This is a genomic window from Methylobacterium sp. FF17 (assembly GCF_025813715.1).
In the GTDB taxonomy this organism is placed as follows: domain Bacteria; phylum Pseudomonadota; class Alphaproteobacteria; order Rhizobiales; family Beijerinckiaceae; genus Methylobacterium; species Methylobacterium flocculans.
Map to the genome: position 1 here is coordinate 3,993,582 of NZ_CP107532.1, position 25,642 is coordinate 4,019,223.

The 25,642-nt window shown below is 70.0% G+C and carries 27 protein-coding genes; 19 read left to right on the top strand and 8 right to left on the bottom strand.

The features are described 5' to 3' along the window. Nucleotides 1–106: 106 nt before the first annotated feature. Both ilvD and OF380_RS18925 read left to right on the top strand, forming a co-directional pair. The gene (gene ilvD, locus OF380_RS18920) at nucleotides 107–1,837 is read left to right on the top strand and encodes a dihydroxy-acid dehydratase (RefSeq protein ID WP_264046671.1); all 1,731 of its coding nucleotides are present in this window, start codon (nucleotides 107–109) and stop codon (nucleotides 1,835–1,837) included. After that, nucleotides 1,824–2,723 (top strand): tetratricopeptide repeat protein, encoded by a 900-nt coding sequence (locus tag OF380_RS18925; RefSeq protein WP_264046673.1) that lies wholly within the window; start codon nucleotides 1,824–1,826, stop codon nucleotides 2,721–2,723. Before ilvD ends, OF380_RS18925 begins: the two co-directional genes overlap by 14 nt. 27 nt (nucleotides 2,724–2,750) lie before the next feature. On the opposite strand, the gene OF380_RS18930 is transcribed toward OF380_RS18925, so the two are convergent. After that, entirely contained in the window at nucleotides 2,751–3,380 is a 630-nt protein-coding gene (locus OF380_RS18930) for a glutathione S-transferase family protein (RefSeq protein WP_264046674.1), read from the bottom strand. Between the two features lie 64 nt (nucleotides 3,381–3,444). Then, complete coding sequence (gene xth, locus OF380_RS18935) at nucleotides 3,445–4,239, bottom strand: exodeoxyribonuclease III (RefSeq protein WP_264046676.1); 795 nt, start codon at nucleotides 4,237–4,239, stop codon at nucleotides 3,445–3,447. A 152-nt stretch (nucleotides 4,240–4,391) separates the two neighbouring features. Between xth and OF380_RS18940 the strand changes: the two genes are divergently transcribed. The 3 genes from OF380_RS18940 (at nucleotide 4,392) to glpX (ending at nucleotide 7,773) form a co-directional block, all read left to right on the top strand. Continuing rightward, a complete protein-coding gene (locus tag OF380_RS18940; RefSeq protein WP_264046680.1) occupies nucleotides 4,392–5,096 on the top strand; it encodes a ceramidase in 705 nt (234 codons plus the stop codon). A 169-nt stretch (nucleotides 5,097–5,265) separates the two neighbouring features. Continuing rightward, nucleotides 5,266–6,588: a homoserine dehydrogenase gene (locus tag OF380_RS18945; RefSeq protein WP_264046682.1), complete on the top strand. Its 1,323-nt coding sequence runs from the start codon at nucleotides 5,266–5,268 to the stop codon at nucleotides 6,586–6,588. A gap of 228 nt (nucleotides 6,589–6,816) precedes the next feature. After that, a complete protein-coding gene (glpX, locus tag OF380_RS18950) occupies nucleotides 6,817–7,773 on the top strand; it encodes a class II fructose-bisphosphatase (protein ID WP_264046683.1) in 957 nt (318 codons plus the stop codon). An 81-nt stretch (nucleotides 7,774–7,854) separates the two neighbouring features. On the opposite strand, the gene OF380_RS18955 is transcribed toward glpX, so the two are convergent. The 4 genes from OF380_RS18955 to OF380_RS18970 all read right to left on the bottom strand — a co-directional run bounded on the left by OF380_RS18955 (nucleotide 7,855) and on the right by OF380_RS18970 (nucleotide 10,983). Then, nucleotides 7,855–8,733: a tetratricopeptide repeat protein gene (locus OF380_RS18955; RefSeq protein ID WP_264046685.1), complete on the bottom strand. Its 879-nt coding sequence runs from the start codon at nucleotides 8,731–8,733 to the stop codon at nucleotides 7,855–7,857. Nucleotides 8,734–8,989: 256 nt separating this feature from the next. Further along, nucleotides 8,990–10,030, bottom strand: coding sequence for a 5-(carboxyamino)imidazole ribonucleotide synthase (locus tag OF380_RS18960; RefSeq protein WP_264051396.1), 1,041 nt, complete (start codon nucleotides 10,028–10,030; stop codon nucleotides 8,990–8,992). Between the two features lie 99 nt (nucleotides 10,031–10,129). Further along, nucleotides 10,130–10,627 (bottom strand): 5-(carboxyamino)imidazole ribonucleotide mutase, encoded by a 498-nt coding sequence (gene purE, locus OF380_RS18965; protein ID WP_264046687.1) that lies wholly within the window; start codon nucleotides 10,625–10,627, stop codon nucleotides 10,130–10,132. Nucleotides 10,628–10,764: 137 nt separating this feature from the next. After that, entirely contained in the window at nucleotides 10,765–10,983 is a 219-nt protein-coding gene (locus tag OF380_RS18970) for a YdcH family protein (RefSeq protein ID WP_264046688.1), read from the bottom strand. Nucleotides 10,984–11,178: 195 nt separating this feature from the next. Here OF380_RS18970 and OF380_RS18975 point away from each other — a divergent pair, with 195 nt between their 5' ends. From OF380_RS18975 to OF380_RS19000, 6 genes are all read left to right on the top strand, one after another. Then, complete coding sequence (locus OF380_RS18975) at nucleotides 11,179–11,361, top strand: YdcH family protein (protein WP_264046689.1); 183 nt, start codon at nucleotides 11,179–11,181, stop codon at nucleotides 11,359–11,361. 176 nt (nucleotides 11,362–11,537) lie between these two features. Continuing rightward, the gene (locus OF380_RS18980; RefSeq protein ID WP_264046691.1) at nucleotides 11,538–13,478 is read left to right on the top strand and encodes a propionyl-CoA synthetase; all 1,941 of its coding nucleotides are present in this window, start codon (nucleotides 11,538–11,540) and stop codon (nucleotides 13,476–13,478) included. A gap of 79 nt (nucleotides 13,479–13,557) precedes the next feature. Further along, entirely contained in the window at nucleotides 13,558–14,676 is a 1,119-nt protein-coding gene (locus tag OF380_RS18985) for an NADH:flavin oxidoreductase/NADH oxidase (protein WP_264046693.1), read from the top strand. Nucleotides 14,677–14,759: 83 nt separating this feature from the next. Further along, complete coding sequence (locus tag OF380_RS18990) at nucleotides 14,760–15,116, top strand: hypothetical protein (protein ID WP_264046695.1); 357 nt, start codon at nucleotides 14,760–14,762, stop codon at nucleotides 15,114–15,116. A 159-nt stretch (nucleotides 15,117–15,275) separates the two neighbouring features. Then, entirely contained in the window at nucleotides 15,276–15,443 is a 168-nt protein-coding gene (locus OF380_RS18995; protein WP_264046698.1) for a hypothetical protein, read from the top strand. 27 nt (nucleotides 15,444–15,470) lie between these two features. Further along, entirely contained in the window at nucleotides 15,471–15,767 is a 297-nt protein-coding gene (locus tag OF380_RS19000; protein WP_264046700.1) for a hypothetical protein, read from the top strand. A gap of 27 nt (nucleotides 15,768–15,794) precedes the next feature. On the opposite strand, the gene OF380_RS19005 is transcribed toward OF380_RS19000, so the two are convergent. Continuing rightward, nucleotides 15,795–16,610, bottom strand: a complete 816-nt coding sequence (locus OF380_RS19005) for a phosphodiester glycosidase family protein (RefSeq protein ID WP_264046702.1) — start codon at nucleotides 16,608–16,610, stop codon at nucleotides 15,795–15,797. Between the two features lie 219 nt (nucleotides 16,611–16,829). Here OF380_RS19005 and OF380_RS19010 point away from each other — a divergent pair, with 219 nt between their 5' ends. Continuing rightward, complete coding sequence (locus OF380_RS19010; protein WP_264046704.1) at nucleotides 16,830–17,336, top strand: hypothetical protein; 507 nt, start codon at nucleotides 16,830–16,832, stop codon at nucleotides 17,334–17,336. A gap of 82 nt (nucleotides 17,337–17,418) precedes the next feature. Here the strand turns inward: OF380_RS19010 and OF380_RS19015 are convergent, their stop codons facing one another. Then, nucleotides 17,419–17,844, bottom strand: a complete 426-nt coding sequence (locus OF380_RS19015) for a DUF4174 domain-containing protein (RefSeq protein WP_264051397.1) — start codon at nucleotides 17,842–17,844, stop codon at nucleotides 17,419–17,421. A 193-nt stretch (nucleotides 17,845–18,037) separates the two neighbouring features. Here OF380_RS19015 and OF380_RS19020 point away from each other — a divergent pair, with 193 nt between their 5' ends. The 7 genes from OF380_RS19020 (at nucleotide 18,038) to OF380_RS19050 (ending at nucleotide 25,640) form a co-directional block, all read left to right on the top strand. Further along, entirely contained in the window at nucleotides 18,038–19,054 is a 1,017-nt protein-coding gene (locus tag OF380_RS19020; RefSeq protein ID WP_264046707.1) for an NADP-dependent oxidoreductase, read from the top strand. A gap of 217 nt (nucleotides 19,055–19,271) precedes the next feature. Further along, nucleotides 19,272–19,856, top strand: coding sequence for a single-stranded DNA-binding protein (ssb, locus tag OF380_RS19025; RefSeq protein WP_264046709.1), 585 nt, complete (start codon nucleotides 19,272–19,274; stop codon nucleotides 19,854–19,856). A 297-nt stretch (nucleotides 19,857–20,153) separates the two neighbouring features. Continuing rightward, complete coding sequence (gyrA, locus tag OF380_RS19030) at nucleotides 20,154–22,877, top strand: DNA gyrase subunit A (RefSeq protein WP_404810480.1); 2,724 nt, start codon at nucleotides 20,154–20,156, stop codon at nucleotides 22,875–22,877. A 196-nt stretch (nucleotides 22,878–23,073) separates the two neighbouring features. Further along, on the top strand, nucleotides 23,074–23,931 hold the full coding sequence (locus OF380_RS19035) for an outer membrane protein (RefSeq protein ID WP_264051399.1): 858 nt from the start codon (nucleotides 23,074–23,076) through the stop codon (nucleotides 23,929–23,931). A 127-nt stretch (nucleotides 23,932–24,058) separates the two neighbouring features. Next, on the top strand, nucleotides 24,059–24,559 hold the full coding sequence (gene coaD, locus OF380_RS19040) for a pantetheine-phosphate adenylyltransferase (RefSeq protein ID WP_264046710.1): 501 nt from the start codon (nucleotides 24,059–24,061) through the stop codon (nucleotides 24,557–24,559). A 36-nt stretch (nucleotides 24,560–24,595) separates the two neighbouring features. Continuing rightward, complete coding sequence (locus tag OF380_RS19045; protein ID WP_264046712.1) at nucleotides 24,596–25,165, top strand: peptidylprolyl isomerase; 570 nt, start codon at nucleotides 24,596–24,598, stop codon at nucleotides 25,163–25,165. A gap of 1 nt (nucleotide 25,166) precedes the next feature. Next, nucleotides 25,167–25,640 carry a hypothetical protein gene (locus OF380_RS19050; protein WP_264046714.1) on the top strand — a complete coding sequence of 158 codons (474 nt, stop codon included), beginning with the start codon at nucleotides 25,167–25,169 and terminating at the stop codon, nucleotides 25,638–25,640. Nucleotides 25,641–25,642: the final 2 nt, after the last annotated feature.

The following is a 25,642-nucleotide window of genomic DNA, read 5'->3' on the forward strand; positions in this document are numbered from 1 at the left end:
ATCTGCGGTCCACGGGATCGTCCGTTGTCCATCCGGGCAGCGCGCGTCCCCGTGCCGGCGGTCGCCCTGACCTCAAGCGTAGCGGGCCGGGGCGGCGAGACAGACGATGGACGCGCGTAACACCGACAAGTCGAAGCTTCCGAGCCGCCATGTCACGGAGGGCCCCGAACGGGCGCCCCACCGCTCGTACCTCTACGCCATGGGCCTGACCCGCGAGCAGATTCACCAGCCGCTGGTGGGTGTCGCCTCCTGCTGGAACGAGGCCGCGCCCTGCAACATCTCGCTGATGCGCCAGGCGCAGGCGGTGAAGAAGGGTGTGGCGTCCGCCAACGGCACCCCGCGCGAGTTCTGCACCATCACGGTCACGGACGGCATCGCCATGGGGCATGCCGGCATGCGCGCCTCGCTACCGTCCCGCGAGGTCATCGCCGATTCGGTCGAGCTGACCATGCGCGGCCACGCCTACGACGCCCTGGTGGGGCTGGCCGGCTGCGACAAGTCCCTGCCCGGCATGATGATGTCGATGGTGCGCCTCAACGTGCCGTCGATCTTCATCTATGGCGGCTCGATCCTGCCGGGCTCGTTCCGGGGCCGGCCGGTGACGGTGCAGGACCTGTTCGAGGCGGTGGGCAAGGTCGCGGTCGGCGACATGTCCCTCGACGATCTCGACGAGCTGGAACAGGTCGCCTGCCCCTCGGCCGGTGCCTGCGGCGCGCAGTTCACCGCCAACACCATGGCGACCGTCTCGGAGGCCATCGGCCTCGCGCTGCCCTATTCGGCGGGCGCGCCGGCCCCGTACGAGATCCGCGACAAGTTCTGCATGGCGGCGGGCGAGAAGGTGATGGAGCTCATCGCCAAGAACATCCGCCCACGCGACATCGTCACCCGCAAGAGCCTGGAGAACGCGGCCGCCGCCGTCGCGGCGTCGGGCGGCTCCACCAATGCGGCCCTGCACCTGCCGGCGATCGCGCACGAATGCGGCATCAAGTTCGACCTGTTCGACGTGGCCGAGGTCTTCAAGCGCACGCCCTACATCGCCGACCTGAAGCCGGGCGGGCGCTACGTCGCCAAGGACATGTTCGAGGTCGGCGGCATCCCGCTCCTCATGAAGACGCTCCTCGACCACGGCTTCATGCACGGCGACTGCATGACCGTCACCGGCCGCACCATGGCGGAGAACATGGAGCGGGTGCACTGGAATCCGGACCAGGACGTGGTCCGGGCCGCCAACACGCCCCTGACGCCCACCGGCGGCGTCGTGGGCCTGCGCGGGAACCTCGCGCCCGAGGGCGCCATCGTGAAGGTGGCGGGCATGTCGGAGGAGAAGCAGGTCTTCACCGGGCCGGCCCGCGTGTTCGACGGCGAAGAGGCCTGCTTCGAGGCCGTGCAGAAGCGCACCTACAAGGAAGGCGAGGTTCTCGTCATCCGCTACGAGGGCCCGAAGGGTGGCCCGGGGATGCGCGAGATGCTCTCCACCACCGCCGCCCTCTACGGCCAGGGCATGGGCGACAAGGTCGCGCTGATCACCGACGGGCGCTTCTCGGGCGCGACGCGGGGCTTCTGCGTCGGCCATGTCGGTCCGGAAGCCGCCATCGGCGGCCCGATCGGCCTGATCGAGGACGGCGACGTCATCACCCTCGATGCCATCAAGGGCACCCTGGACGTGGCGGTGACGGACGAGGAGTTCGCCAAGCGCCGCGCCGCCTGGACGCCGCGCGCCAACTCGGCGACCTCCGGCTACCTCTGGAAGTACCAGCAGACCGTCGGACCGGCGGTAAACGGCGCGGTGACCCATCCGGGCGGCGCCGAGGAGACGCACACCTATGCGGACATCTAGGACAGCCCTCGGCCGCGCCATGCGGCCGGCCTGGGCCGCCCGGGATCGGCCGCTCGCGTCGACGGGCCGGCGGCTCGTCGCGGCGGCGGCACTGCTGGCCTTCGGCGCGATCCCGGTGGCGGCGCTCGACGCCACCGCCCGGACGCCCGTGCCGAGCGGCAGCTACCGCAGCGCCCGCGAGGCGCTGCGCATGGGCGTGCGCGACTACAATGCCGGCGACAAGGAGGGCGCGGCCCGGGCCCTCGAATATGCCGCTGACCAGGGCCATGCCCTGGCCCTGTGGAAGCTCGGCCGCATGTATGCCGAGGGCGACGGCGTGCCCCACGACGATCTCAAGGCCTTCGAGTTCTTCTCGCGCATCGCCGACGACACCACCGACGAAGGTCCCGAGGCCCAGAATTCGGGCGTCGTCGCGAGCGCCTTCACGGCGCTCGGCGCCTACTTCCTCGACGGGATCAAGGGCACCTACGTGCGCGCGAACCCCGAGCGCGCCTACGACATGTTCAACTACGCGGCCTCGTATTTCGGGGATCCGAACGCGCAGTACAATCTGGGCCGTCTCTATCTCGACGGCACCGGGGTCGATACCGACCCGCGTCAGGCCGCGCGCTGGTTCAACCTCGCGGCCGAGAAGGGCCATGCCCCGGCCCAGGCGCTGCTCGGCCAGCTCCTCGTCAACGGGCAGGGCGTGCCGGCCCAGCGGGCGCGCGGCCTGATGTGGCTCTCGCTCGCCCGGGACGCCGCGCAGGGTCGCAAGGACGACTGGATCGTCGCCCTGTACGACAAGACCTGGGCCTCCGCGAGCGAGGACGACCGCGCCGCCGCCCTGGCGCAGGCCTCGACGGCCAACGCCCAGGTCACGGGTTCGGCCCGGCGACGCCGCTGAGGCCGGGGCGGCCCCAGCGGCCCGACATCACTGCTGGCTGGTGCGCGCCGCGAGGGCGGTCACGAAGGACGGCCGCGCCAGGATGCCGTTCACGTAGCCCGCGAGCTTCGGCCAGCGCCCGGCATCCACCGACTCACCGGCCAGATGCAGGTTGTGGAAGCCGGTGACCACCGAGATGTCCGCGATGCTGAAGGCGTCGCCGACGAGGTAGGCCCCCGTGATCTGCCCCTCGAGGTAATCGTAGATCTTCGGCAGTTCCTCGGTGAGCGCCTTGGTGACGGCGGTCTCGTCGCCGGGCTGACCCAGGAGCTTGGGCTTCACCACCCGGTTCGCGAAGGGCTTGATGATGGTCGCGAACATCTCCGTGTCGCCGTACTTGTCGAACCAGACCGCGCGGCCCAGCGCCTTGGGTTCGGTCGGGATCAGGGACGGGCTCGGAAACTTCGCCTCGAGATAGAACAGGATCGCCGAGGAATCCGCGAGCAGGAACCCGTCATCGTCGAAGGCCGGGATCTTGCCGAGCGGGCTCGCCGCCTGGAAGGCCGGGTCCTTGTCGTGGAAGAACAGCGGGATGTGCTCGGCCGCCTCTCCCTTCTCCGCCAGGGCGACGAGGACCTTGCGGACGTAGGGCGAATAGCCGGTGCCGTAGAGCTTCACGTGTGTTTTTCTCCGCTTTGGATGGGACAGCATTCCCCAACCCGCGGAAGCGCGGATCGTTCGCTCACGCGTCGGTGAGTTCCACCGTGACAGGAACGTGATCGGAGGGCTTCTCCAGCCCGCGCAGGTGCTTCTGCACCGAGGCCGAGACCAGCCGGTCGGCCGCCTGCGGCGACAGCAGCAGGTGGTCGATGCGGATGCCGGCGTTCCGGTTCCAGGCGCCCGCCTGGTAATCCCAGAAGCTGTAGACGCCCGCGCGCGGGTCGCAGGCGCGCAGGGCATCCGTGAACCCCTCGGCCAGGAGCGCGCGAAAGGCTGCCCGGCTCTGGGGCAGGAACAGGGCGTCGGCGCGCCACGCCTCCGGGTCGGCGGCATCCTCGGGGTCCGGGATCACGTTGTAGTCGCCGGCGAGCACCAGCGCCTCCTCGGCCTCGCGCAAACCCTGCGCATGCAGGCGCAGGCGCTCCAGAAAGGCGAGCTTGTAGGGGTATTTCGGGCTGTCGACCGGGTTGCCGTTGGGCAGGTAGATGGAGGCCACGCGGACCGGGCTCACGCCCTCGCCGGAGATCAGCGCCTCGAGGTAGCGGGCCTGCTCGTCCTCCGGGTCGCCGGGCAGGCCGCGCCGGACCTCGCGCATCGCCAGGGGCGCCCGCACCAGCAGGGCGACGCCGTTATAGGCTTTCTGGCCCAGGGTCTCGACGGCGTAGCCCACCGCCTCGATCTCGGCGCGAGGAAAGGCGTCATCCTGGCATTTCAGCTCCTGCAGGCAGACCACGTCGGGCTTGGCCTCGTCGAGAAACCCCACGAGGTGGCCGACGCGCTGCTTGATCGAGTTGACGTTCCAGGTGGCGATCCGCATGGGCAGGGAATCCTGGCGCGAGGGGTCGGGGAGAGCGGCGAGGGGGGTCGGCGAGGGAGGTCGGCGGCCGCCGTGACGAATGGGGCCCGTCATCGGGCCTTCGCGGCGGACTGGCAAGGCGTCCGACCGTGGCAGGATGGAGGGAGACCCGGATGTCCGTGGACTGGCTGGCGCCCATCTGCGCCTATTGCGAGCGGAGCGATCCCGGGTTCTGGGCCGAGCCGGTGAACGCGCTGTCGAACGCCGCCTTCCTGGCGGCGGCGGGCCTCGCCGGGTGGCAGGCCCGCCGGAGCGAACCGCGCGACGGGCCGGCCCTCGCCCTCGGCGCGCTCGTGGCCGTGGTGGGCGTCGGATCGTTCCTGTTCCACACCCTGGCGGTGCGCTGGTCGCTGCTCGCGGACGTCATCCCGATCGCGCTGTTCATCTACGGCTATTTCGGGCTGGCGATGCGGCGCTATTTCGGCCTCGGCCCCCTGGCGGCCACGGGCGCCACCCTCGGCTTTGCCGCCTTCAGCTTCGGCCTGGAGCCGGCCCTCGACGCCGCCCTCGGCCGCGCGACGGACGCGCTCACCAACGGCTCCATCGGCTACGTGCCGGCGGTCCTCGCGCTCCTCGGCGTCGCCGCCGGGTTGCTGCGGCCGCAGGGCTGCGCGCTCGGACCGGCTCGGCGCCAGGCCGGGTGGGGGCTCCTCGGGGTGGCGGCCCTGTTCGCCCTCTCGCTGGGCTTCCGCACGCTGGACCGCGCCGTCTGCCCGGTCTGGCCGATCGGCACCCATGCCGCGTGGCACGTCCTCAACGCGGTGGTCCTCTTCGCGCTGATCCGCATCGCGATCCGCTACCGCGCGCGCCTTCCGTAACCGCGAACCGCCCCGGCGCCGGCCGTTTTGTTGCGCCCCTGGGGGATTCGTTGCAGAAGATCGGGCCGCGTCGCGCGCGGCGTCCGCATCGGCCGATCGACGCGGGACCTGCACGGGTCCGTCGCCGGGCGCGACCGATTCACGACCCGGCAGATTTACGGAACACGTCATGACACAGAGCCTCCGCATCGGCGTTGCCGGCCTCGGCACCGTCGGCGCCGCCGTCGTCCGCATGGTCGCCCGTCGCGCCGAGGCCCTCGGCCAGACCAGCGGCCGGACCATCCAGGTCACCGCCGTCTCGTCGCGCGACCGGAGCCGCGATCGCGGCCTCGACCTCACCGGCGTGACCTGGTTCGACGATCCCGTCGCCCTGGCGGCCTCCGCCGAGGTCGATTGCGTGATCGAACTGATCGGCGGCGCCGAAGGCGCAGCGAAGGCGACCGTCGAGGCGGCCCTGAACGCCGGCAAGCACGTGGTCACCGCCAACAAGGCGCTGCTCGCCAAGCACGGCGCGGCGCTGGCGAAGCAGGCCGAGGACCGGGGCGTTGCCCTGGCCTACGAAGCATCCGTCGCCGGCGGCATCCCGGTGATCAAGGCCCTGCGCGAGGGGCTGACCGGCAACGCCGTGTCGCGCATCTACGGAATCATGAACGGCACCTGCAACTACATCCTGACCCGGATGGAGCGCGAGGGCCTGACCTTCGAGGCCTGCCTCAAGGATGCGCAAGCGCTGGGCTATGCCGAGGCCGACCCGACCTTCGACGTCGAGGGCTTCGACACGGCCCACAAGCTCGCCATCCTGACGAGCCTCGCCTTCGGCACCGAGGTCGACGCGGAAGGGGTCTCCGTCGAGGGCATCTCGGCGATCCAGCCCCTCGACCTGACCATGGCCGAGGAGCTCGGCTACCGCATCAAGCTGCTGGGCGTCGCCCAGGCGGCGGCCGGGGGCATCGAGCAGCGTGTGCACCCGACCATGGTGCCGAAATCCTCCGCCATCGCCCAGGTCATGGGCGTGACCAACGCGGTCACTATCGATGCGGACGCGGTGGGCGAACTCACCCTGATCGGCCCCGGGGCGGGCGGCGAGGCCACGGCCTCGGCGGTGGTGTCCGACATCACCGACATCGCGGCCGGCACCCGACGCCCCACCTTCGGCCGTCCCACCGGGGCGCTGACCCCGTCGCAGCGGGTCGCCATGCAGCGGCACGAGGGCGGCTACTACATCCGCCTCACCGTGCACGACCGCCCGGGCGTCGCCGCCGGCGTGGCCACCCGCATGGCCGAGCGCGAGATCTCCATCGAGAGCATCCTGCAGCGGCGTTCCGAGAGCGCGGCCTCGAAGGATCCGCATGGCCGCTCCGGCCAGCCGGTGCCCCTGGTCCTGATCACCTACGCCGCCACCGAGGGCACGATCCGGGCGGCCCTCGACGCCATCGCGGCGGACGGCCTCCTCGCCGAAGCACCGCAGGTGATCCGGATCGAACGCGAGTAGGCAGTTCTCCCCTCCGGGTTCATCCGTCCGGCGGGTCCTTTGGTTCGGCAGTTCTTTGTATCCGTCGAGTCTTTGCGTCCGTTAAGACACGATCCGGGGATGAATGAAGAAAAATGCGTGCAGCCGCCGGAATTCAGTTTGTTCGACGCATTTTAGTTCTTAGAACTCGCCGAAACGTCAGCGAAGGGACGCAAGGCTTTCATGTCCGGTGGCAATTTGGACTCGCGCGTGCCCGTCGCCCGGTCCCTGACCCTCGAACTCGCGCGCGTGACCGAGCGCGCCGCCATCGCGGCGGCGCGGCTGCGGGGGCAGGGCCGCGAGAAGGAAGCCGACCAGGCCGCCGTCGACGCGATGCGCCTGGAGCTGAACCTGCTGCCGATTGACGGAACCGTCGTGATCGGGGAGGGCGAGCGCGACAACGCGCCGATGCTCTATATCGGCGAGCGCCTGGGCACGGGGGAGGGCCCCAAGGTCGATATCGCGGTCGATCCCCTGGAGGGCACCACCCTCTGCGCCAAGGACATGCCCGGCGCCATCGCGGTCACCGCCCTGGCGGAGGCGGGCTCGCTGCTCGCCGCGCCCGACGTCTACATGCAGAAGATCGCCATCGGCCCGGGCTACCCGGCGGGCCTGGTCGACCTCGACGCCAGCCCGGCCGACAACATCGCGGCGCTCGCCCGGCACAAGGGGGTCGACCCGGCCCAGATCACCGCGATCATCCTCGACCGGCCGCGCCACATGCAGCTCGTCGCCGCCGTGCGCGAGACCGGCGCCGGCATCCGCCTGATCTCGGACGGCGACATCGCCGGCATCATCCACACCGCCAACGCGGACGCCACCGGCGCGGACATCTACCTCGGCATCGGCGCCGCCCCGGAGGGGGTGATCGCCGCCGGCGTGCTGCGCTGCATCGGCGGCCACATGCAGGGTCGGCTGATCCTCGACAGCCACGACAAGCGCGAGCGCGCCGCCCGGATGGGCATCAGCAATCCGAACCGGAAGTACGAGCTCGACGACATGGCGCGGGGCGACGTCATCGTGGCGGCGACCGGCGTGACGGACGGCGCCCTCCTCAAGGGCGTCCGCTTCAAGCCGGGCATGATCGAGACCGAGACGGTGGTCTACCGGTCCGCAACCGGCACCGTGCGGCGCATGCTCTGCGAGCATCGCCTCGGGGTGGGCTGAGGGGCGGGGTAGACTGGGGCGCGAATATCGCACCGACGCTGCGCCGTCCGGCTCCACCCGGACGGCGCCTCTCCGGTTCGCTCAGTTGAAGAGCGAGCCGACACCGCCCTGGACGCGGCCGAGGCCCTGCTTGGCGATGGGGTTGCCCGGCTCCAGCTGCGTCGCGCGCTGGTAGCTCTCCATCGCTTCCTTCTTGCGGTTCGACTTCTCGTAGGCGACGCCGCGATAGGCCCAGGATGTCGCGTCCTTGTTGTTGACGTTCAACGCCGCGTTGTAGTCCTCGATCGCCTTGTCGTACTGGTTGGTGGCGATCAGGCTCTGGCCGCGGGCGGCGTAGGGCGCCGCCACGAAGGGGTTGCGGTCGATGGCGGCGTCGAAATCCGCGATGGCCTGGGTGTTCTGGCCCTGCTTCTGACGCACCAGCCCGCGCGCATGGTAGGCTTCGGCGGATTCGGGCGTCAGGCGGATCGCCTGGTTGAGGTCGGAGGTGGCGCCCTCGAGGTCGCCCTGCGCACGCAGCACGTTGGCGCGCCCGATATAGGCCGGGCCGTAATTCGGGTCGGCGGCGATGGCCTTCGAGAAATCCTGGAGCGCGGCGTCGTTGCGGCCGGTCTGCCGGTTGGCGAGCGCGCGGTTGTTGTAGGCGGAGGCCGAGTTCGGGTCGATCTGCACCGCCTTGGTGAAGTCGCCGATGGCGTCGTTGAACTGGCCGGCGCGGGCATAGGCGGCGCCGCGCGTCACGTAGGCTGCCGCGTCGTTCGGGTTGCGCTGGATCACCTCGGAGAGCGAGGCGATGTTGACGGTGGTCGCCCCCGTGGCGTCAGATTCGAGCACGGCGAATTGGCGCGAGGCGGTGGCACCGCCGCCGCCATAGGTCTCGCATCCGGCCAGCGCGGCCGCCACGAGCGCCGTGGCCCCGATCAGCCCCGCCTTCGATGCCCGCAGCTTCACAACCGTCATGGTCTTCGCTCCCCCCGGCGCCGCGCGCGACGCCGCCCCTGATCGATATCGTCCGTCGGCGGGGCCCGAACCGTCGGCCCCCGCGCCGGCACAATCCCGCGTCGCGGTGAACGCGCGCTTAAGGACCGGCCATGGGTCCCGCTCAAGCGGTTCGATGTGGCGAAGGTAAGGCCCGGAGCGGATGCCGGTTCCGAATGCCGGGCGGACCCGCACGCGGGCGTCCGGGTGTCGCAAATGGGCCGCGGTCGGGGGACCCTCAGGTCTTCGGGATCAGCCGGGTGACGTGGCCCATCTTGCGGCCGGCCCGGGCCTCGCCCTTGCCGTAGAGGTGGAGTTGCGCGCCCGGACGGGCGAGGATCCCGGCCCAGTCGTCCACGTCGGCGCCGATGAGGTTGTGCATCTCCACCAGCATGCCGCCGACGCGGGACGGCTCGCCCAGGGGCCAGCCGCAGACCGCCCGGACGTGCTGGGCGAATTGCGAGGTCGTCGCGCCCTCGATGGTCCAGTGGCCAGAATTGTGGACGCGCGGCGCGATCTCGTTGACCACCACACGGGAGAGGCCGTCCGCCTGCGGCACCAGGAACATCTCGACCGCGAGCACCCCGACATAATCGAGCGCTTCGGCGATGCGGCGGGCGATGCCGATGGCGGCGGCCTCGACCTGCGGCGCGATCCCCGGGGCGGGGACGCGGGTCACGGCCAGGATGTGGTCGCGGTGCTCGTTGGCGCAGGGGTCGTAGGCCGCGAACGCCCCGTCGAGTCCGCGCGCAGCGACGACGGACACCTCCGCCTCGAAGGGCACGAAGCCTTCGAGGATGCAGGGCGCGCCGTTGAACTCGGCCAGGATCGCGGCGGCGTCGATGTCGCCCTTGGCCCGGATCATGCGCTGGCCCTTGCCGTCATAGCCGAAGCGGCGGGTCTTCAGCACAGCCGGGCGGCCGATTTCGGCGAGCGCGCGGGCAAGATCCGCCGCCGTGTCGACGGCGCGAAAGGGGGCGGTCTCGATGCCGAGCCCGTTGACGAAGCTCTTCTCGGCGAGCCGGTCCTGGGTCGTCGCCAGGGCGGCGGCGTTCGGGTGCAGGGGGGCCTTGGCGGCGAGCGCTTCGGCGGCCTCGGCGGGGATGTTCTCGAACTCGTAGGTCACCACGTCGACGCTCGCAGCGAAGCGCGTCAGGGCGGCCACGTCGTCATAGGCCGCGATGGTCCGCTCGGCCGACACGTCGAAGGCGGGGCTGTCCGCGTCGGGGGCGAAGATATGGACCTTGAGGCCGTAGCTGGCGGCGGCGAGCGCGATCATGCGGCCGAGCTGGCCGCCGCCCACGATGCCGAGGGTCGCGCCGGGCCGGATGTCGGGAATGCGGGTCACGGAACTTCGTTTCTCAAGGTCGTTCGGCTCTCAAGGCAAATCGCTGCGCGGGGCTTCGGCGACGCTCGCAGTCTGGGCGGCACGCCAGGCTTCGAGGCGGGCGGCGAGGTCCGCATCGGTCAGCGCCAGGATGGCGGCGGCGAGCAGGGCGGCGTTGACCGCCCCCGCCCGGCCAATGGCAAGGGTGCCCACCGGGATCCCGGCCGGCATCTGCACGATGGAGAGCAGGCTGTCCTGGCCCGAGAGGGCCTTCGACTCGACGGGAACACCGAGGACGGGGAGGGGCGTCATCGCCGCCGTCATGCCGGGCAGGTGGGCGGCGCCGCCGGCGCCCGCGATCACCACCTGGTATCCCTGCGCCTTGGCCCCCTTGGCGAAGGCCACGAGGCGGTCGGGCGTACGGTGGGCCGAGACGATGCGGTCGTCATGGGCGACGCCGAGCGCATCCAGCGTCTCGGCGGCATGCCGCATGGTCGCCCAGTCGGACTGGCTGCCCATGATGATCGCGACCGGGGAGGCTCCCGCCATCGTCGTCACATCCCTTCGCAGTCACGCGCAATCAGCCGGGCGACGCGCCGAGGCTCCAGGGGAGCCGCATACAAAAGCGGCGACGCGCCCGCAAGGCAGGATCCCGTTTCGCGGCCGTTCTGCCCCCCGGGCCCGCGTCAGGCGATGATGTCGGGGGTGATCTGGTCTTCCAGGTACGAGATCCGGTCGCGCAGGGAGAGCTTGCGCTTCTTCAGGCGCTGGATCTGCAGCTGGTCGGCCACCACCCCGACCTCGAGGGCATCGATCGCGCCGTCGAGGTCGCGATGCTCCTGTTTCAGCCGCGCCAACTCGTCGGCCGGCTCCACCGATGCATCGTTATCGAACAGGACCGTCATCGCACCTGATGCCCCGGGACGCTTTACCCCGCCGACCATGCGTCAGGTGGAGGGCCTCGGCAAGAACCCGGCGGCGCTCCTGCACAAACATCCGCTTGCACAAACATCCGTCAAGCATGGCCGTCGATAGGCTTAGACAGCCGGCTGATCATATGCCAGTCTAGCCCCGTCGAAACGAGACAGGAGATACGGCTCATGTCACTGCAGACACACCTGACCCAGCTCGCCCGCAAGCACGAAGCCCTCGAGCGGGAAATCCACGACGCCGCCCACCGACCCTCGGCGAACGATCTGCGCATCGCAGAACTCAAGAGACGCAAGCTTCACCTCAAGGACGAGATCAACCGGCTGCGAAGCGACACCGACGCGCTGCATTAGCGGCCACCCCGACTCGTTACTGATTCTCTGAGTGTTCGCCGCCGCCGCTGGTTTCCAGGGCGGCGGTTTTCGTTTCCCGGCCCGACTCCGGGTGTCGGGAATCCCCGACGGCGCGAAACCCGCGTAGACTGCGCTGAAAACCGGCATCCACGACCGGCCACCCGCAGGGATACGCCATGAATCCGACGCCCGCCGCCACGCCTCCGCTGTCGGGACGCTACACCGAGATCCACGCGGCCTCGCTCAACGATCCGGAAACGTTCTGGCTCGATGCCGCCCGCGCGATCGATTGGGACGCTCCGCCGACCCGCGCCTTCGAGGCGGCGGCCGGCAGCTACGGACGCTGGTTTCCGGATGCGACCCTGAACGCCTGCCACAACGCGGTGGACCGTCACGTCGCGGCCGGACGCGGCGAGCAGGCCGCCATCCTGTACGATTCCCCCGTCACCGGCGCGAAGCGCCGGATCACCTACGCGCAGTTGCTCACCGCGGTGGCGACCCTCGCGGGCGTGCTGCGCGACCTCGGCGTCGAGCGCGGCGACCGCGTCGTGATCTACATGCCGATGGTGCCCGAGGCCCTGTTCGGGATGCTCGCCTGCGCCCGGCTCGGGGCCGTCCACTCGGTGGTGTTCGGCGGGTTCGCCGCGAACGAACTGGCGATCCGGATTCAGGACGCAACGCCGAAGGTGGTGCTCGCCGCCTCCTGCGGCATCGAGCCGAGCCGGGTCGTGGCCTACAAGCCGCTGCTGGATGCCGCCATCGCCGCCTCCACGCACAAGCCGGAGGCCTGCCTCATCCTCCAGCGCCCGCAAGGCCCCGCCGACCTCGTGGCGGGGCGGGACCACGACTGGGCCGAGACGGTGGCACGCGCCGAGGCCGAGGGGATTCACGCGGCGTGCGTGAGCGTGGCCGCCACCGATGCGCTCTACATCCTCTACACCTCCGGCACGACGGGAAAGCCCAAGGGCGTGGTCCGCGATACCGGCGGCTACTGCGTCGCCCTGAAATGGTCGATGCCGAACCTCTACGGCGTGGCTCCCGGGGAGACCTATTTCTGCGCCTCCGACATCGGCTGGGTGGTGGGCCATTCCTACATCGTCTACGCGCCGCTCCTGCACGGCTGCACCACGGTGCTCTACGAGGGCAAGCCGGTGGGCACGCCCGATGCCGGCGCGCTCTGGCGGGTGGTGTCCGAGTCCGGGGCCGTCTGCCTGTTCACGGCCCCCACCGCCCTGCGGGCGATCAAGAAGGAGGATCCGCGCGCCGAGCGGGTCGGTGCCTACGACCTCTCGGCCTTCCGCTCCCTGTTCCTGGCCGGCGAGCGGGCCGACCCCGATTCGGTGGCCTGGGCCGAGCGGGCGCTCGCCCGTCCGGTCATCGACCATTGGTGGCAGACGGAGACCGGCTGGGCCATCGCGGGCAACCCGGTCGGCCTCGGCCAATTGCCGGTCAAGCATGGCAGCGCCTGCATGCCGATGCCGGGCTACGACCTCCGGGTGCTCGACGAGGCCGGCAAGCCGGTCCCCTCCGGCACCATGGGCACCATCGCCCTGCGGCTGCCCCTGCCGCCGGGCTGCCTGCCCACCCTCTGGGGCTCGGACGCGCGCTTCCGGACGAGCTATCTCGCCACCTTCCCCGGCTGGTACGACACGTCGGATGCCGGCATCGTGGATGACGACGGCTACGTCACCGTGCTGGGGCGCACGGACGACATCATCAACGTCGCGGGGCACCGGCTCTCGACGGGCGGCATGGAGGCGGTGCTGGCCAGCCACCCGGATGTGGCCGAATGCGCCGTGATCGGCATCCGCGACGCGCTGAAGGGCGAGCAGCCCTGCGGCTTCGTGGTGCTGAAATCGGGCGTGGACCGCGCGTCCCAGGCCATCGAGGGCGAACTGGTCGCCCTCGTGCGCGAGCAGATCGGCCCCGTCGCCGCCTTCAAGCTGGCGCTCACCGTGCAGCGGCTGCCCAAGACCCGTTCCGGAAAGATCCTGCGCGGCACCATGAAGCGCATCGCCGACGGCGAGGCCTGGACCACTCCGCCGACCATCGACGATGCGGGCGTGCTCGACGAGATCGGCGCGAGCCTGAAGGACAGGGGCATCGGGGCCGGCTAACCAACCCCCGCGGGCCCGCCTAGCCAAGCGCCCACGAACGCGCCACCTATGCGGGGACACCGATCTGCCGGAGACCCGCATGACCGCCCGCCTGTTCGAGCCCCTGCGCCTCGACGACCTGACGCTCGAGAACCGCATCATCGTGGCCCCCATGTGCCAGTATTCGGCCCATGCGGGGGAGGCCGGGGACTGGCACCTCATGCATCTCGGGCAGATGGCGATGTCCGGGGCGGGTCTGCTGACCCTGGAGGCCACCGCGATCTCGCCCGAGGCGCGGATCTCCCCCACCGACCTCGGCCTCTATTCGGACGAGACCGAGCGGGCGCTGGGACGCGTCCTCGACGCGGTGCGCGGCTACGCGCCGGTGCCGATCGCCATCCAGATCAACCATGCGGGCCGCAAGGCGTCCAGCCGCGCCCCCTGGGACGGCGGCGCCCAGATCGACCCGGAGGCGCCGGACGGCTGGCGCACCGAAGGCCCCTCGGCGCTCGCCCACGGGGAGGGCGAGGTGGCGCCCCACGCCCTCGATTCGGAGGGGCTGAAGCGCATCCGCGACGGCTTCGTCGCCACCGCGCGCCGGGCGCTGACCCTCGGGATCGACGGGTTCGAGCTGCACGGGGCGCACGGCTACCTCCTGCACCAGTTCCTGTCCCCCCTCTCCAACCAGCGCACCGACCAGTATGGCGGCTCGCTCGCCAACCGGATGCGCTTTCCCCTCGAGTGCTTCGAGGCCGTGCGGGACGCCGTCCCGGCCGGCAAGCCCGTCTGGATGCGGGTCTCGGCCACGGACTGGGTCGAGGCGGGCTGGACCCTGGAGGAGACGGTGGAGCTCGCCCACGCCCTGAAGCGCCGGGGCGCGGCGGCGATCCACGTCTCCACCGGCGGCCTCTCCACGCAGCAGAAGATTCCGCTCTCGGCGGGCTACCAGGTGCCCTTCGCGGAGCGGATCAAGGCCGAGACGGGCCTCACCACCATCGCGGTGGGGCTGATCACCGAGGCGGCCCATGCGGAATCCATCCTGCAGAAGGGCGAGGCCGACGCGGTCTCGCTCGCCCGCGCGCTGCTCTACAACCCGCGCTGGCCTTGGCACGCGGCGGCCGAACTCGGCGCGCAGGTGCGGGCGCCCAAGCAGTACTGGCGCTCGCAGCCGCGCCAGTTCAAGGACCTGTTCACCGACACCAAGCACGGACAGCGCTGAGCGTGCCCCACGAAACGCCGGGGCACCGACCGCTTCCCTTCAGCAAACCCGCTGCGGCGGGCGTTTCGTGAGAGACACGTAGCATGGACGACGACGTCACGACCTTCACGGTGGAGCGGGTGCGCCTCGATATCGAGAACGGCATCACCCTCATCTCGGGCGCCGACGACGAGGAGGAGCCGGCCGGCTACTTCATCATCCAGATCGAGAAGGGTGACCCGGACGGCCCGCTGATCGAGGTGTTCGGCGAGGACCTGACCCAGTCGGACGGTGTGACCGGCCTCGAGCTCGGCCTGCGCCACCTGCGCTTCGACTTCGACCCGCGCAGCACGATCGGCGCCGAGATGCCGGCGGTGCGCGTCGAGTCGCAGACGGAGATCCCCGAGGGCGTGCGCGCCCGTCTGTCCGTCGCTTTCGGCAAGCGCGCGAAGCGGGCCTGATACGGCTTCCGCTCGATCGACGCGGATGCCGTATGAGATCGGCCCGCGCGGCACCTGAGCGAAGCGCAGATCCGGCAGTCCGAAGGAATCGACCGGATTTGGTCTGGCCGCGCGGGACCATCCAGACGAAACCCGGACTCGCATGCGAAGGAGCGTTCCGTGACCATCAAGATCGGCGACTACGTGTCCTCCGACGACAACGAGGCGACCCTGACCGTCGTGGCCCTGGAGGGCGACCGCGCCCTGTGCCGCTGGTTCGTGGACGGGGATGTCGACGGGGATGAGCAGGAAGCCTGGATCGACATCGCCGCGCTGACCGTTCTCTAGGCACGGAATCGCTTAACGGAGGCGCGCATGTCCGCCGTGGACGACAAGCGGCGCGAGATCGCCGAACTGATCGCACTGGAGCTCGGCTTCGGGGATCTCGACGGCCTCTCGCCGACAGACCGGGCGGCCGTCGAGCGCCAGACCGAAGAGACCATCGCGGGCTGCGGCATCGGGAGCGCCGAACCGGCGGATTGCGAGGAAGCGAATCTCCGCCTGCGCGGCCTGCTGACGGAGCTTCACGCCCTCCAGGTCCTCAGGAGCGACGAGGCCGACGCGCGGCTGGCGGCGGAGGGGGAAGTGTTCGCGCGCGAGGACGATGCGTGAGGCGGCGCATGCCTGCGCGGTGACGCCTCAGCGCGCCACGGCCCCCACCATCGGCCCCAGTGGACGGCTCAGGTCCGAGCGGTTCAGCGAGGGCGCGTAGAGGCTGGAGACGCTCCCGTCGAGGAACAGGGCGTTGCGGCAGTTCAACGTATCCTTGAACAGGCGCGCGAAGGCCCCGAAGGTGACGGGGCGCTCCGAGATGGCGAAGACGGCGGTGCGGCCATCGTCGCGCACGCCCACCCCGTTGCGGATCTTCTGGCTCGGGCCATCGGCGGAGATCTTGGGGTGGATGTGTCCGTCCACCACCAGCATCGGGCCCGATTGCGTGGCGAAATCCGGTTTGGGGGGGCTGCGCAGGTAGCGGCCCGTCTCCATCACGCCGGCCCGGTCGCCCTTCACCCAGAAGATGCCGTTCGGCTTCAAGTGGAAGTTGCCGGGGCCGTTGGCCGTGGAAACGCCCTTCAGTTCGCGCCCTTCCTCGACATAGAGCCCGACCGGGGCCTGGCCTTTGTCGTACATGCCGGCATTCATCGCGAAGCGCAGGCCCGCGCCCTGCTTCTCGGCCAGCGTCGAGAGGGCGGAATAGGGCAGGCCGTCGCGCCCGAGCCAGAACACCCGCACCCGGTCGCGGCGCAGGTCGGCGGTGCAGACGGTGTAGGATTCGCCCTCCGCCTGGACGACCTGGCACGGTGCGGGGGCCGGGGCCGGGACCGGGGCGGCAACCGCCGGACCCGCCAGCACGAGGCCGAGCAGGCCGGTGCGGAGAAGGTTGGCGCGGAGGAGGGCCGCGACCGGAGGACGGCTCACCCGAGCGCGGGGCCGCACGACATCCTGGACCATCATCCCTCACACCCGTTGGCGCCAGGCCCGATCGGGGATCGCGGCGGGCGGCCACGCTTCCTCGCCCGAAACACCCCGCCTTTTCAAGGCTGGAGCGGGCGATGCGCGGGATGGACGCGCGCTTCACGAAAGCGGGAGAGACAAAACGCGCCTGAACCCTTCCTGGTGCCACCGCGTTTGACGAGGGAAGGGGACGTTTCGGCTTCTTTCGGAGACGATGTGATGAAACGAGTTGTTCTGGCTTCGGCGGCCATGATCGGCGCGCTCGCGATGATCCCGGCGACCGCCGAGGCACGCGGTGGCTTCCATGGCGGCGGCTTCCACGGCGGCGGGTTCGGTGGAGGCGGCTTCCGTGGCGGGTTCGGCGGCGGCGGCTTCCGTGGGGGCTTCGGCGGCTATCGCGGTGGCTTCGGCGGTTATCGCCACGCGGGCTTCGGTGGTTACCGAGGCGGATTCGGGGGTTATCGCGGTGGCTATTACGGCCGCGGCTACGGGCGCGGTTACGGCTACGGACTCGGCGGCCTCGGCCTCGGCGTGGGTCTCGGCCTCGCGGCCGGTGGCCTCTATGGTGGCTACGGCCCGGGCTACGGGTATGGCTACGGCGGCGGCTATGCGCCCGTCGGCTACGGCGCCTACGATTACGGCTACGGCGGCGGCTGCTACACCGTCCCGCGCGTCCGCTGGACCCCCTACGGCTACCGCCGGGTGCTGATCGAGCGCTGCTACTGATCGGATCGCCGATCCCGCTCGCAGGAGGGGCCGCCCAGGGCGGCCCCTCTTCGTTTTGGCCATCGCATGCCGGAGCGTCCGGCTATCGGCGCATCTCGTCCCGCCGCATCGGCATCGCGTCGATGGTCTCGTACAGGTCCTGAACGGGAAACGGCGCGGCCTCGACCCGCTTGACCCCGCCGTCCTTGCCGATGAGCGCCGCCCGGAACGCGCCGGCGGGCAATCCGAGCCGGCGCCGCAGGGCCACGGCCTCCCGGGTCTCGCCGACCGCCTCCACGATGACGAGGTCGCGATCCTCGAGCCCCGTGCCGGCCTTCGCCAGGGTGGCGCGCTGCGCGATCAGGCTCGCGTCGTCCGGCCCCGGCGCGGAGATCACCACGACCCGCGCGCTCCAGCGATAGCGCGCCAAGGGGTTCTCGGCAGCCTCGGCGATCCCGATACCCGAAATTCCGATCGCCAAAATTCCGATCCCCAGAATTCCGATCACCCCGAGCGTCGCCCCGCGCATCCCCCATCCAGCCGTCATCGCTTCGTCTCCTCGTCCCCCGAGAGTATCCCCGACACCGACAACGCGGGTCGGCCCGCCTCGGACCCGGACGGGGTCGCCACGGCGCCGAATCGCCCCACCTGTCCCGGATCACCGCCCCGCCCTTGGCACCGCCCTTGGCACCGCCTTCGGCACCCGACCCAGGAGTATCCCGATGACCCCCGTCAATCGCCGCATCGTCCTCGCCGCCCGCCCCCACGGCGAGCCGAACGCCTCGCATTTCCGCCTGGAGGAGGGGCGGATGCCGGTACCGAAGGCGGGGGAGGTGCTGCTGGCCAACCGCTACCTCTCCCTCGACCCCTACATGCGCGGGCGCATGAGCGCGGCGAAATCCTATGCCGAGCCCGTCGCCATCGGCGACACCATGGTGGGTGCCACGGTCTCCGAGGTCGTCGCCTCCAACCACCCCGATCACCCCGTCGGCGAGACCGTGGTGGGCTTCGGCGGGTGGCAGGACTTCGCCGTCTCGGACGGTCGCGGCCTGCGTCGGCTCGATCCGGCCGCCGCCCCCGTCACCACCGCCCTCGGGGTTCTCGGCATGCCGGGGATGACCGCCTATACGGGCCTCCTCAACATCGGCCGGCCGCAGGCCGGCGAGACCGTGGTGGTCGCCGCCGCGACGGGCCCCGTCGGGTCCCTCGTGGGTCAGATCGCGCGGCGCAAGGGAGCCCGGGAGGTCGGCATCGCGGGCGGCCCCGAGAAATGCGCCTACCTCACGGACACGCTCGGCTTCGATGCGGCCGTCGACCATCGGGCGGAGGATTTCCCGGATGCGCTCGCCGCCGCCTGCCCGGGCGGGATCGACGTGTATTTCGAGAATGTCGGCGGTGCGGTGTTCGACGCGGTACTGCCCCTGCTCAACGATTTCGCCCGCATCCCGGTCTGCGGCCTCGTCTCCGGCTACAACGCCACCGAGTTGCCGCCCGGCCCCGACCGGATGCCGCTCCTCATGCGGTCGATCCTGTCGAAGCGCCTCCACCTGCAGGGCTTCATCGTCTGGGATTTCGCCGCGCAGGAACAGGACTTCCTCACGGAGGTCGGCACCTGGCTGCGCGAGGGCGCGATCGTTCACCGGGAGGATATCGTGGACGGGCTCGAGAACGCGCCCGAGGCCTTCGCGGGCCTCCTGAAGGGACGCAACTTCGGGAAGCTCATCGTCCGGATCGCCTGAGGCGCCGGCAGGGCGCGCATCAGGCGCGCCTTGCCATCGGACAAGAACAAATATAGAACATAAGCCTTGCGCCGGACTCTGGGAGTCACGGGGACAGAGCGTCCGCGGCGATTGCGGCCGAGGCCATGGAAGCCCATGAATGGCCGTACCGCGGTCGTTCGGACGAAGAGTCCGCGATCGCGGCGCATCGTGAGATCGATCGGTAGGAGAGAGCGGCATGGCCGGCAGCGTGAACAAGGTGATCCTGGTGGGCAATCTCGGGCGCGACCCCGAGACGCGACGCCTCGCCTCCGGCGATCCCGTGGTCAACCTGCGCATCGCCACATCCGAGTCCTGGAAGGACAAGATGTCGGGCGAGCGCAAGGAGAAGACCGAGTGGCACTCGGTGGTGATCTACAACGAGAATCTCGCCCGCGTGGCGGAGCAGTACCTGCGCAAGGGCTCGAAGGTCTACATCGAGGGCCAGCTCCAGACCCGCAAATGGGCGGACCAGTCCGGCGTCGAGAAGTACACCACCGAGGTGGTGCTCCAGCGCTTCCGGGGTGAGCTCACCCTCCTCGACGGGCGCGCCGGCGGCGGCGGCGAGATGGGCATGGACGAGGAAGGCGGCGGCCAGATCAGCCGAGGCGGCGATTTCGGCGGCGGTGGCGGGCGCGGCGGCGACCGGGGTGGCGATCGCGGCGGGGAGTATGGCGGCGGCGGTGGCGGCCGCCCCTCCGGCGGCGGCGAGCGCCGTCCGTCCGGCGGCGGCGGCGGTGGCTCCAAGCCGAACTTCGACCTCGACGACGATATCCCGTTCTAGAATTCCCGGCCTCGACGAGGGCCATCGCGGGCGCGGCGCCATGGGTGTCGCGCCCGTTCGCGTTCGCGGGGGGCGCCGACCGTCCCAGGGTGCCGTGCACCCCGGGGCAAACCGTTCCTGGCCAAAGGGTTAACCGGGCCTCTCGGTGGCTTGCCCGCCGACGATCTGCTATAGAAATTCCAGGACCCCGCGCGGTTCGGCCCCCGCGCCGATGCCGCGCGCAACAACCCCGTGAGCGGGCGCGGCCGACCGCCGACGCGGACGCTCCGGGCCTCGTATCAGCAGAGACCGAAGACCTTGGCAGAGAACGACATTCCGGGCGCCGGCACGCCTGCCCCCGCCTCCGACATAAAGCCCGTTTCCATCACCGACGAGATGAAGCGCTCCTACCTCGATTACGCCATGAGCGTGATCGTGAGCCGGGCGCTTCCGGATGCGCGCGACGGCCTCAAGCCCGTGCACCGGCGCATCCTGTATTCCGCCTACGAGAGCGGGCACCTGCCGGAGCGCAAGTACGTCAAGTCGGCCCGCATCGTCGGCGACGTGATCGGTCTCTACCACCCGCACGGCGACCAATCGATCTACGACGCCTTGGTCCGCATGGCGCAGGACTTCTCGATGCGCCTGATGCTCATCGACGGGCAGGGCAATTTCGGCTCGGTCGACGGCGATCCGCCGGCGGCCATGCGCTACACCGAATCGCGCCTGGCCAAGCCCGCCAACGCGCTGCTCGCCGACATCGACAAGAACACCGTCGACTTCCAGCCGAACTACGACGAGTCGCGCGAGGAGCCGACCGTCCTTCCGGCCCGCTTCCCCAATCTGCTGGTCAATGGCGCCGGCGGCATCGCGGTCGGCATGGCCACCAACATCCCGCCGCACAACCTCGGCGAGCTGATCGATGCCTGCGTGGCGCTCATCGACGAGCCTGGCCTCTCCATCGAGCAGCTCACCGAGATCGTGCCCGGCCCCGACTTCCCCACCGGGGGCTCGATCCTGGGGCGGGCCGGTACGCGGCAGGCCTACGCCACGGGGCGCGGCTCGGTCATCATGCGGGCGAAGTCCCACGTGGAGGAACTGCGCAAGGAGCGCGAGGCGCTGATCTTCACCGAGATCCCGTATCAGGTGAACAAGGCGACGCTCATGGAGAAGATCGCCGAACTGGTGAAGGAGAAGCGCGTCGAGGGCATCTCCGACCTGCGCGACGAATCCGACCGCGACGGCATGCGCATCGTGGTCGAGATCAAGCGCGACGCCATGGCGGACGTGGTGCTGAACCAGCTCTACCGCTTCACGCCCCTGCAATCCTCGTTCGGCTGCAACATGGTGGCGCTGAACGGCGGCCGCCCCGAACTGATGAACCTGAAGGACCTCCTGCAGGCCTTCATCGATTTCCGCGAGGAGGTCGTCTCCCGACGCACCAAGTTCCTCCTCAACAAGGCCCGCGAGCGCGCCCACGTGTTGTGCGGTCTCGCCATCGCGGTCGCCAACATCGACGAGGTGATCCGCCTCATCCGGACCTCGCCCGACCCGAACACCGCCCGCGACGCGCTGATGGCACGCGACTGGCCGGCCCACGACATCGCCCCGCTGATCGCCCTCGTGGACGATCCGCGCCACCGGGTCTCGGAGGACGATACCTATCGCCTCTCCGAGGTGCAGGCCCGCGCCATCCTGGACCTGCGCCTGCAGCGCCTGACGGCACTCGGCCGCGACGAGATCGGCGACGAGTTGAAGAAGCTCGCCGACGAGATCGCCGACTACCTCGACATCCTGCGCTCGCGCCTGCGCATCATGGGCATCGTCAAGGATGAGTTCGCGGAGGTGCGCGAGGCCTACGCCACCCCGCGCCGCACCCTGATCCTCGACTGGGATTCCAACGTCGAGGACGAGGACCTGATCCAGCGCGAGGACATGGTCGTCACCGTGTCCCATGCGGGCTACGTCAAGCGCGTGCCGCTCTCGACCTACCGGTCCCAGCGCCGGGGCGGCAAGGGCCGCTCGGGCATGTCGACCCGCGACGAGGATTTCGTCACCCGCCTGTTCGTGGCCAACACGCACACGCCGGTGCTGTTCTTCTCGAACCAGGGCCAGGTCTACAAGGAGAAGGTCTGGCGCCTGCCGATGGCGGCCCCGAACGCGCGCGGCAAGGCGCTGGTCAACATCCTCGCCATGGATGCCGGCACCGAGCGCATCACCACCATCATGCCGCTGCCCGAGGACGAGGCCTCCTGGGAGACCCTGGACGTCATGTTCGCCACCGCCAGCGGCGGGGTGAGGCGCAACAAGCTTTCGGACTTCGTCCAGGTGAACCGCGCCGGCAAGATCGCCATGAAGCTCGACGCGGGCGACCACATCGTCCACGTCGAGATCTGCCGGGCCGACCAGAACGTGCTGCTTACCACGCAGGCGGGCCAGTGCATCCGCTTCCCCGTCGAGGATGTCCGCGTCTTCAAGGGCCGCGATTCCACCGGTGTGCGCGGCATCAGCCTCGCCAAGGACGACCGCGTCATCTCGATGACGATCCTCAACAGCTTCGAGGCGACGCCGGAAGAGCGCGGCGCATTCCTGAAGATGCAGCGGGCCGTCATCGGCGACACGGAAGGGGGCGATGCCGATTCCGAGGAGGTCGCCACCGATGTGCCGCTGCTCTCGCAGGAGCGCTACGCCGAGATGGGCGCCGCGCAGCAATTCGTGCTCACCCTCTCCGAGCGCGGCTACGGCAAGCGCAGTTCGTCCTACGAGTACCGGACCTCGGGGCGCGGCGGCAAAGGCATCACCGCCATGCGGGTGAACGCCCGCAACGGCGCCCTCGTGGCCTCGTTCCCTGTCCAGGCCTCCGACCAGATCATGCTGGTCACCAACGGCGGCCAGCTCATCCGGGTGCCGGTGGACGACATCCGCATCGTCGGCCGCGCCTCGCAGGGGGTGACGGTGTTCAACACGGCCGCCGACGAAAAGGTCGTTTCGGTCGAGCATATCGAGGGCGAGGACGAGAGCGAAACAGTCGAGGAGGCATGATCGCCGGCTGACTACACCCCGCGAGCATCACGTTTCTGTGTTCGCGGGGACTATTTAGGCAGATCAATCGTAATGCGGGCCGGCCAGCTACACCCCGCATTACTAAAGCATGTGGCCTTTTTACAATAGTCTTACCAGCAACAACAGCGTACCCCGTGATCAAGCGCCACCAGACATTCACGGGACACACATCGTGCTGAGACAGACCCTTCTCGCCGGCGCCACCGGCATCCTCCTGTGCGGCGCCGCTTCGGCCGCCGACCTGCCGCGCCGCGCCGCGCCGCCGGTCTTCGTCCCGGTCCCGGTCTTCACCTGGACGGGCTTCTACCTCGGCGTGAACGCCGGATATGCCTTCAGCGAGAACAGCGCGATCCGGACCACGGGGAACAACGGTCCCGGCGCCGGTGCCCTGATCGGACCTGCCTTCACCAGCACGGTCGGGAACGTCCTCAGCAATCGCCGGCCTGGCAGCTTCCGCAGCGAGCAGGAAGGCTTCACCGGCGGCGGCGGCATCGGCTACAACTACCAGTTCACTCCGGGCTCGGGGATCGTCGTCGGCATCGAGGCGGACGCCCAGTACACGGATCTCGAGCGCACGCGGACCTTCATCAGCTCGCTGAACGATCCGTCGACGTTCCGTCAGAGCCTCGACTTCCTCGGCACGGTTCGCGGACGCCTCGGCTACGCCTTCGACAAGTTCCTGGTGTACGGCACCGGCGGCTTCGCCTACGGCAGCGTCAATTACAGCGCCGACTTCTTCGGCAATGCGGCGGCTCGCCCGCTCGCCTATTCCGGCCGCTTCAGCCAGATGGAAACCGGCTACGTCTACGGCGGCGGCATCGAGTATGCCATCCCGACGGACAGCTTCCTGAACTTCTTCAAGGCGAGCGCGGTCACCGTGAAGGCGGAATACCTGCGCTACGATCTCGGCACCCGCAACGTGATCGTCAACCAGACGAACCTCGCACCGGTGACCGGTTCCTACACCTCGCGCTTCTCGACCGAGGGAAGCCTCGTGCGCGCCGGCATCAACTACAAGTTCGGCTCCTACTAGGATCAACGCAGCGCTCGTTCGCACGAGCCCGACAGGCGTCGAGGCGGATCCCCGAAAGGGGGTCCGCCTTTTTCGTCCACGGCGCGGTGGTTTCGTTTCCGGCCGAAATGCTCTACCCCGGGCCGCGATGATCCGCACCGCCCTCTATGCCGGCTCGTTCGACCCGGTCACGAACGGACACCTCGACGTCATCCGTCAGGCGTGCCGGCTCGTGCCGAACCTCGTCATCGCCATCGGCGTCCATCCCGGCAAGGCGCCGATGTTCTCGCCCGAGGAACGGGCCGACCTGCTTCGCGCCACCTGCACGCCACTCGCGCAGGCCGAAGGCACCGAGCTCACCATCGTCACCTTCGACGATCTCGCCGTGACGGCGGCGCGTCGCGTCGGAGCGACGGTGTTCATCCGGGGTCTGCGCGACGGCACCGATCTCGATTACGAGATGCAGCTCGCCGGCATGAACGGGGCCATGGCCCCGGAGGTGCAGACCGTGTTCCTCCCCGCCTCCACGGGCGTGCGCCCGATCACCGCCACGCTGGTCCGGCAGATCGCCGCGATGGGCGGCGACGTCTCGCCCTTCGTGCCGCCCCTGGTGGCCGAGCGCCTCGCCCAGCGTTTCCCGAGAGCCTGACTCCTTCGTTTCGACAACCAGAGAGAATGCCTGCCCATGACGTTCGGCAAGACCCTCGGCCTCAACCGCCGGATCGCCCTCCTGGCCGTCGCCGCCCTGATCGGCACGGCCCCCGCGGCCCTGGCGGCAGACGAGAACACGGTGTTCCTCGACACCAAGGACGGTCGCGTCACCATCGAGCTTCGGGCCGATCTGGCGCCGAAGCACGTCGCCCAGCTGAAGACCCTGATCAAGCAGGGCTTCTACAACGGCCTGAAGTTCCACCGCGTCATGGAGGGTTTCATGGCCCAGACCGGCGACCCGAAGGGCAACGGGACCGGTGGCTCGAGCCTGCCGAACATCCCGGCGGAGTTCTCGTCCTCCCCGTTCCGGCGCGGCACCGTCGGCATGGCGCGCTCGCAGGATCCGAACTCGGCCAATTCCCAGTTCTTCATCTGCCTCGGCGACGCGCCCTTCCTGAACGGCCAGTACACCGTGGTCGGCCTGGTCTCGTCCGGCATGGAGCATGTCGACGCGATCAAGAAGGCCGCCGCCGGCGCGCCGGGCGGGGCGGTGCAGAACCCCGACAAGATTGTGAAGATGCAGATGGCGCAGGGAGCCAAATAGTTTGCGGCCGGGCGGACGACGCGTCGGGACCACCGTCGCGGCTCTCGCCGCGGCGGGCCTCGGCGTCGTCGCCTCCGCTCAGGGGGCGCCCTTCACCGGACCGCCGACGCTGCCCGAGACGCTGCGCGGCACCGTACGGGTGCCGCAGGACCGTCCGGCCGGGACCGCCAACACCCTCCGGGCGCTGTATCCCGTGCTCGCGGCCTGCTGGACGGCACCCGCCGACGCCGGTGACGGCGAGATCACGACACGCTTCTCCCTCCGGCGCGACGGGTCCGTCATCGGCACGCCCCGCGTGACCTACGCGAGACCGGCTTCGAACACCCACGCCGCCCGCATCCTCTCGGATGCGGCCCTGCGGGCGATCCGGCGCTGCACGCCAGCCCGGATCACCCCCGCCCTCGGCGCGGCCATCGCGGGGCGCCCGATCGCGCTCCGCTTCATCCACCGACCCTCCCAGCGACAAGGAGCTTGAGA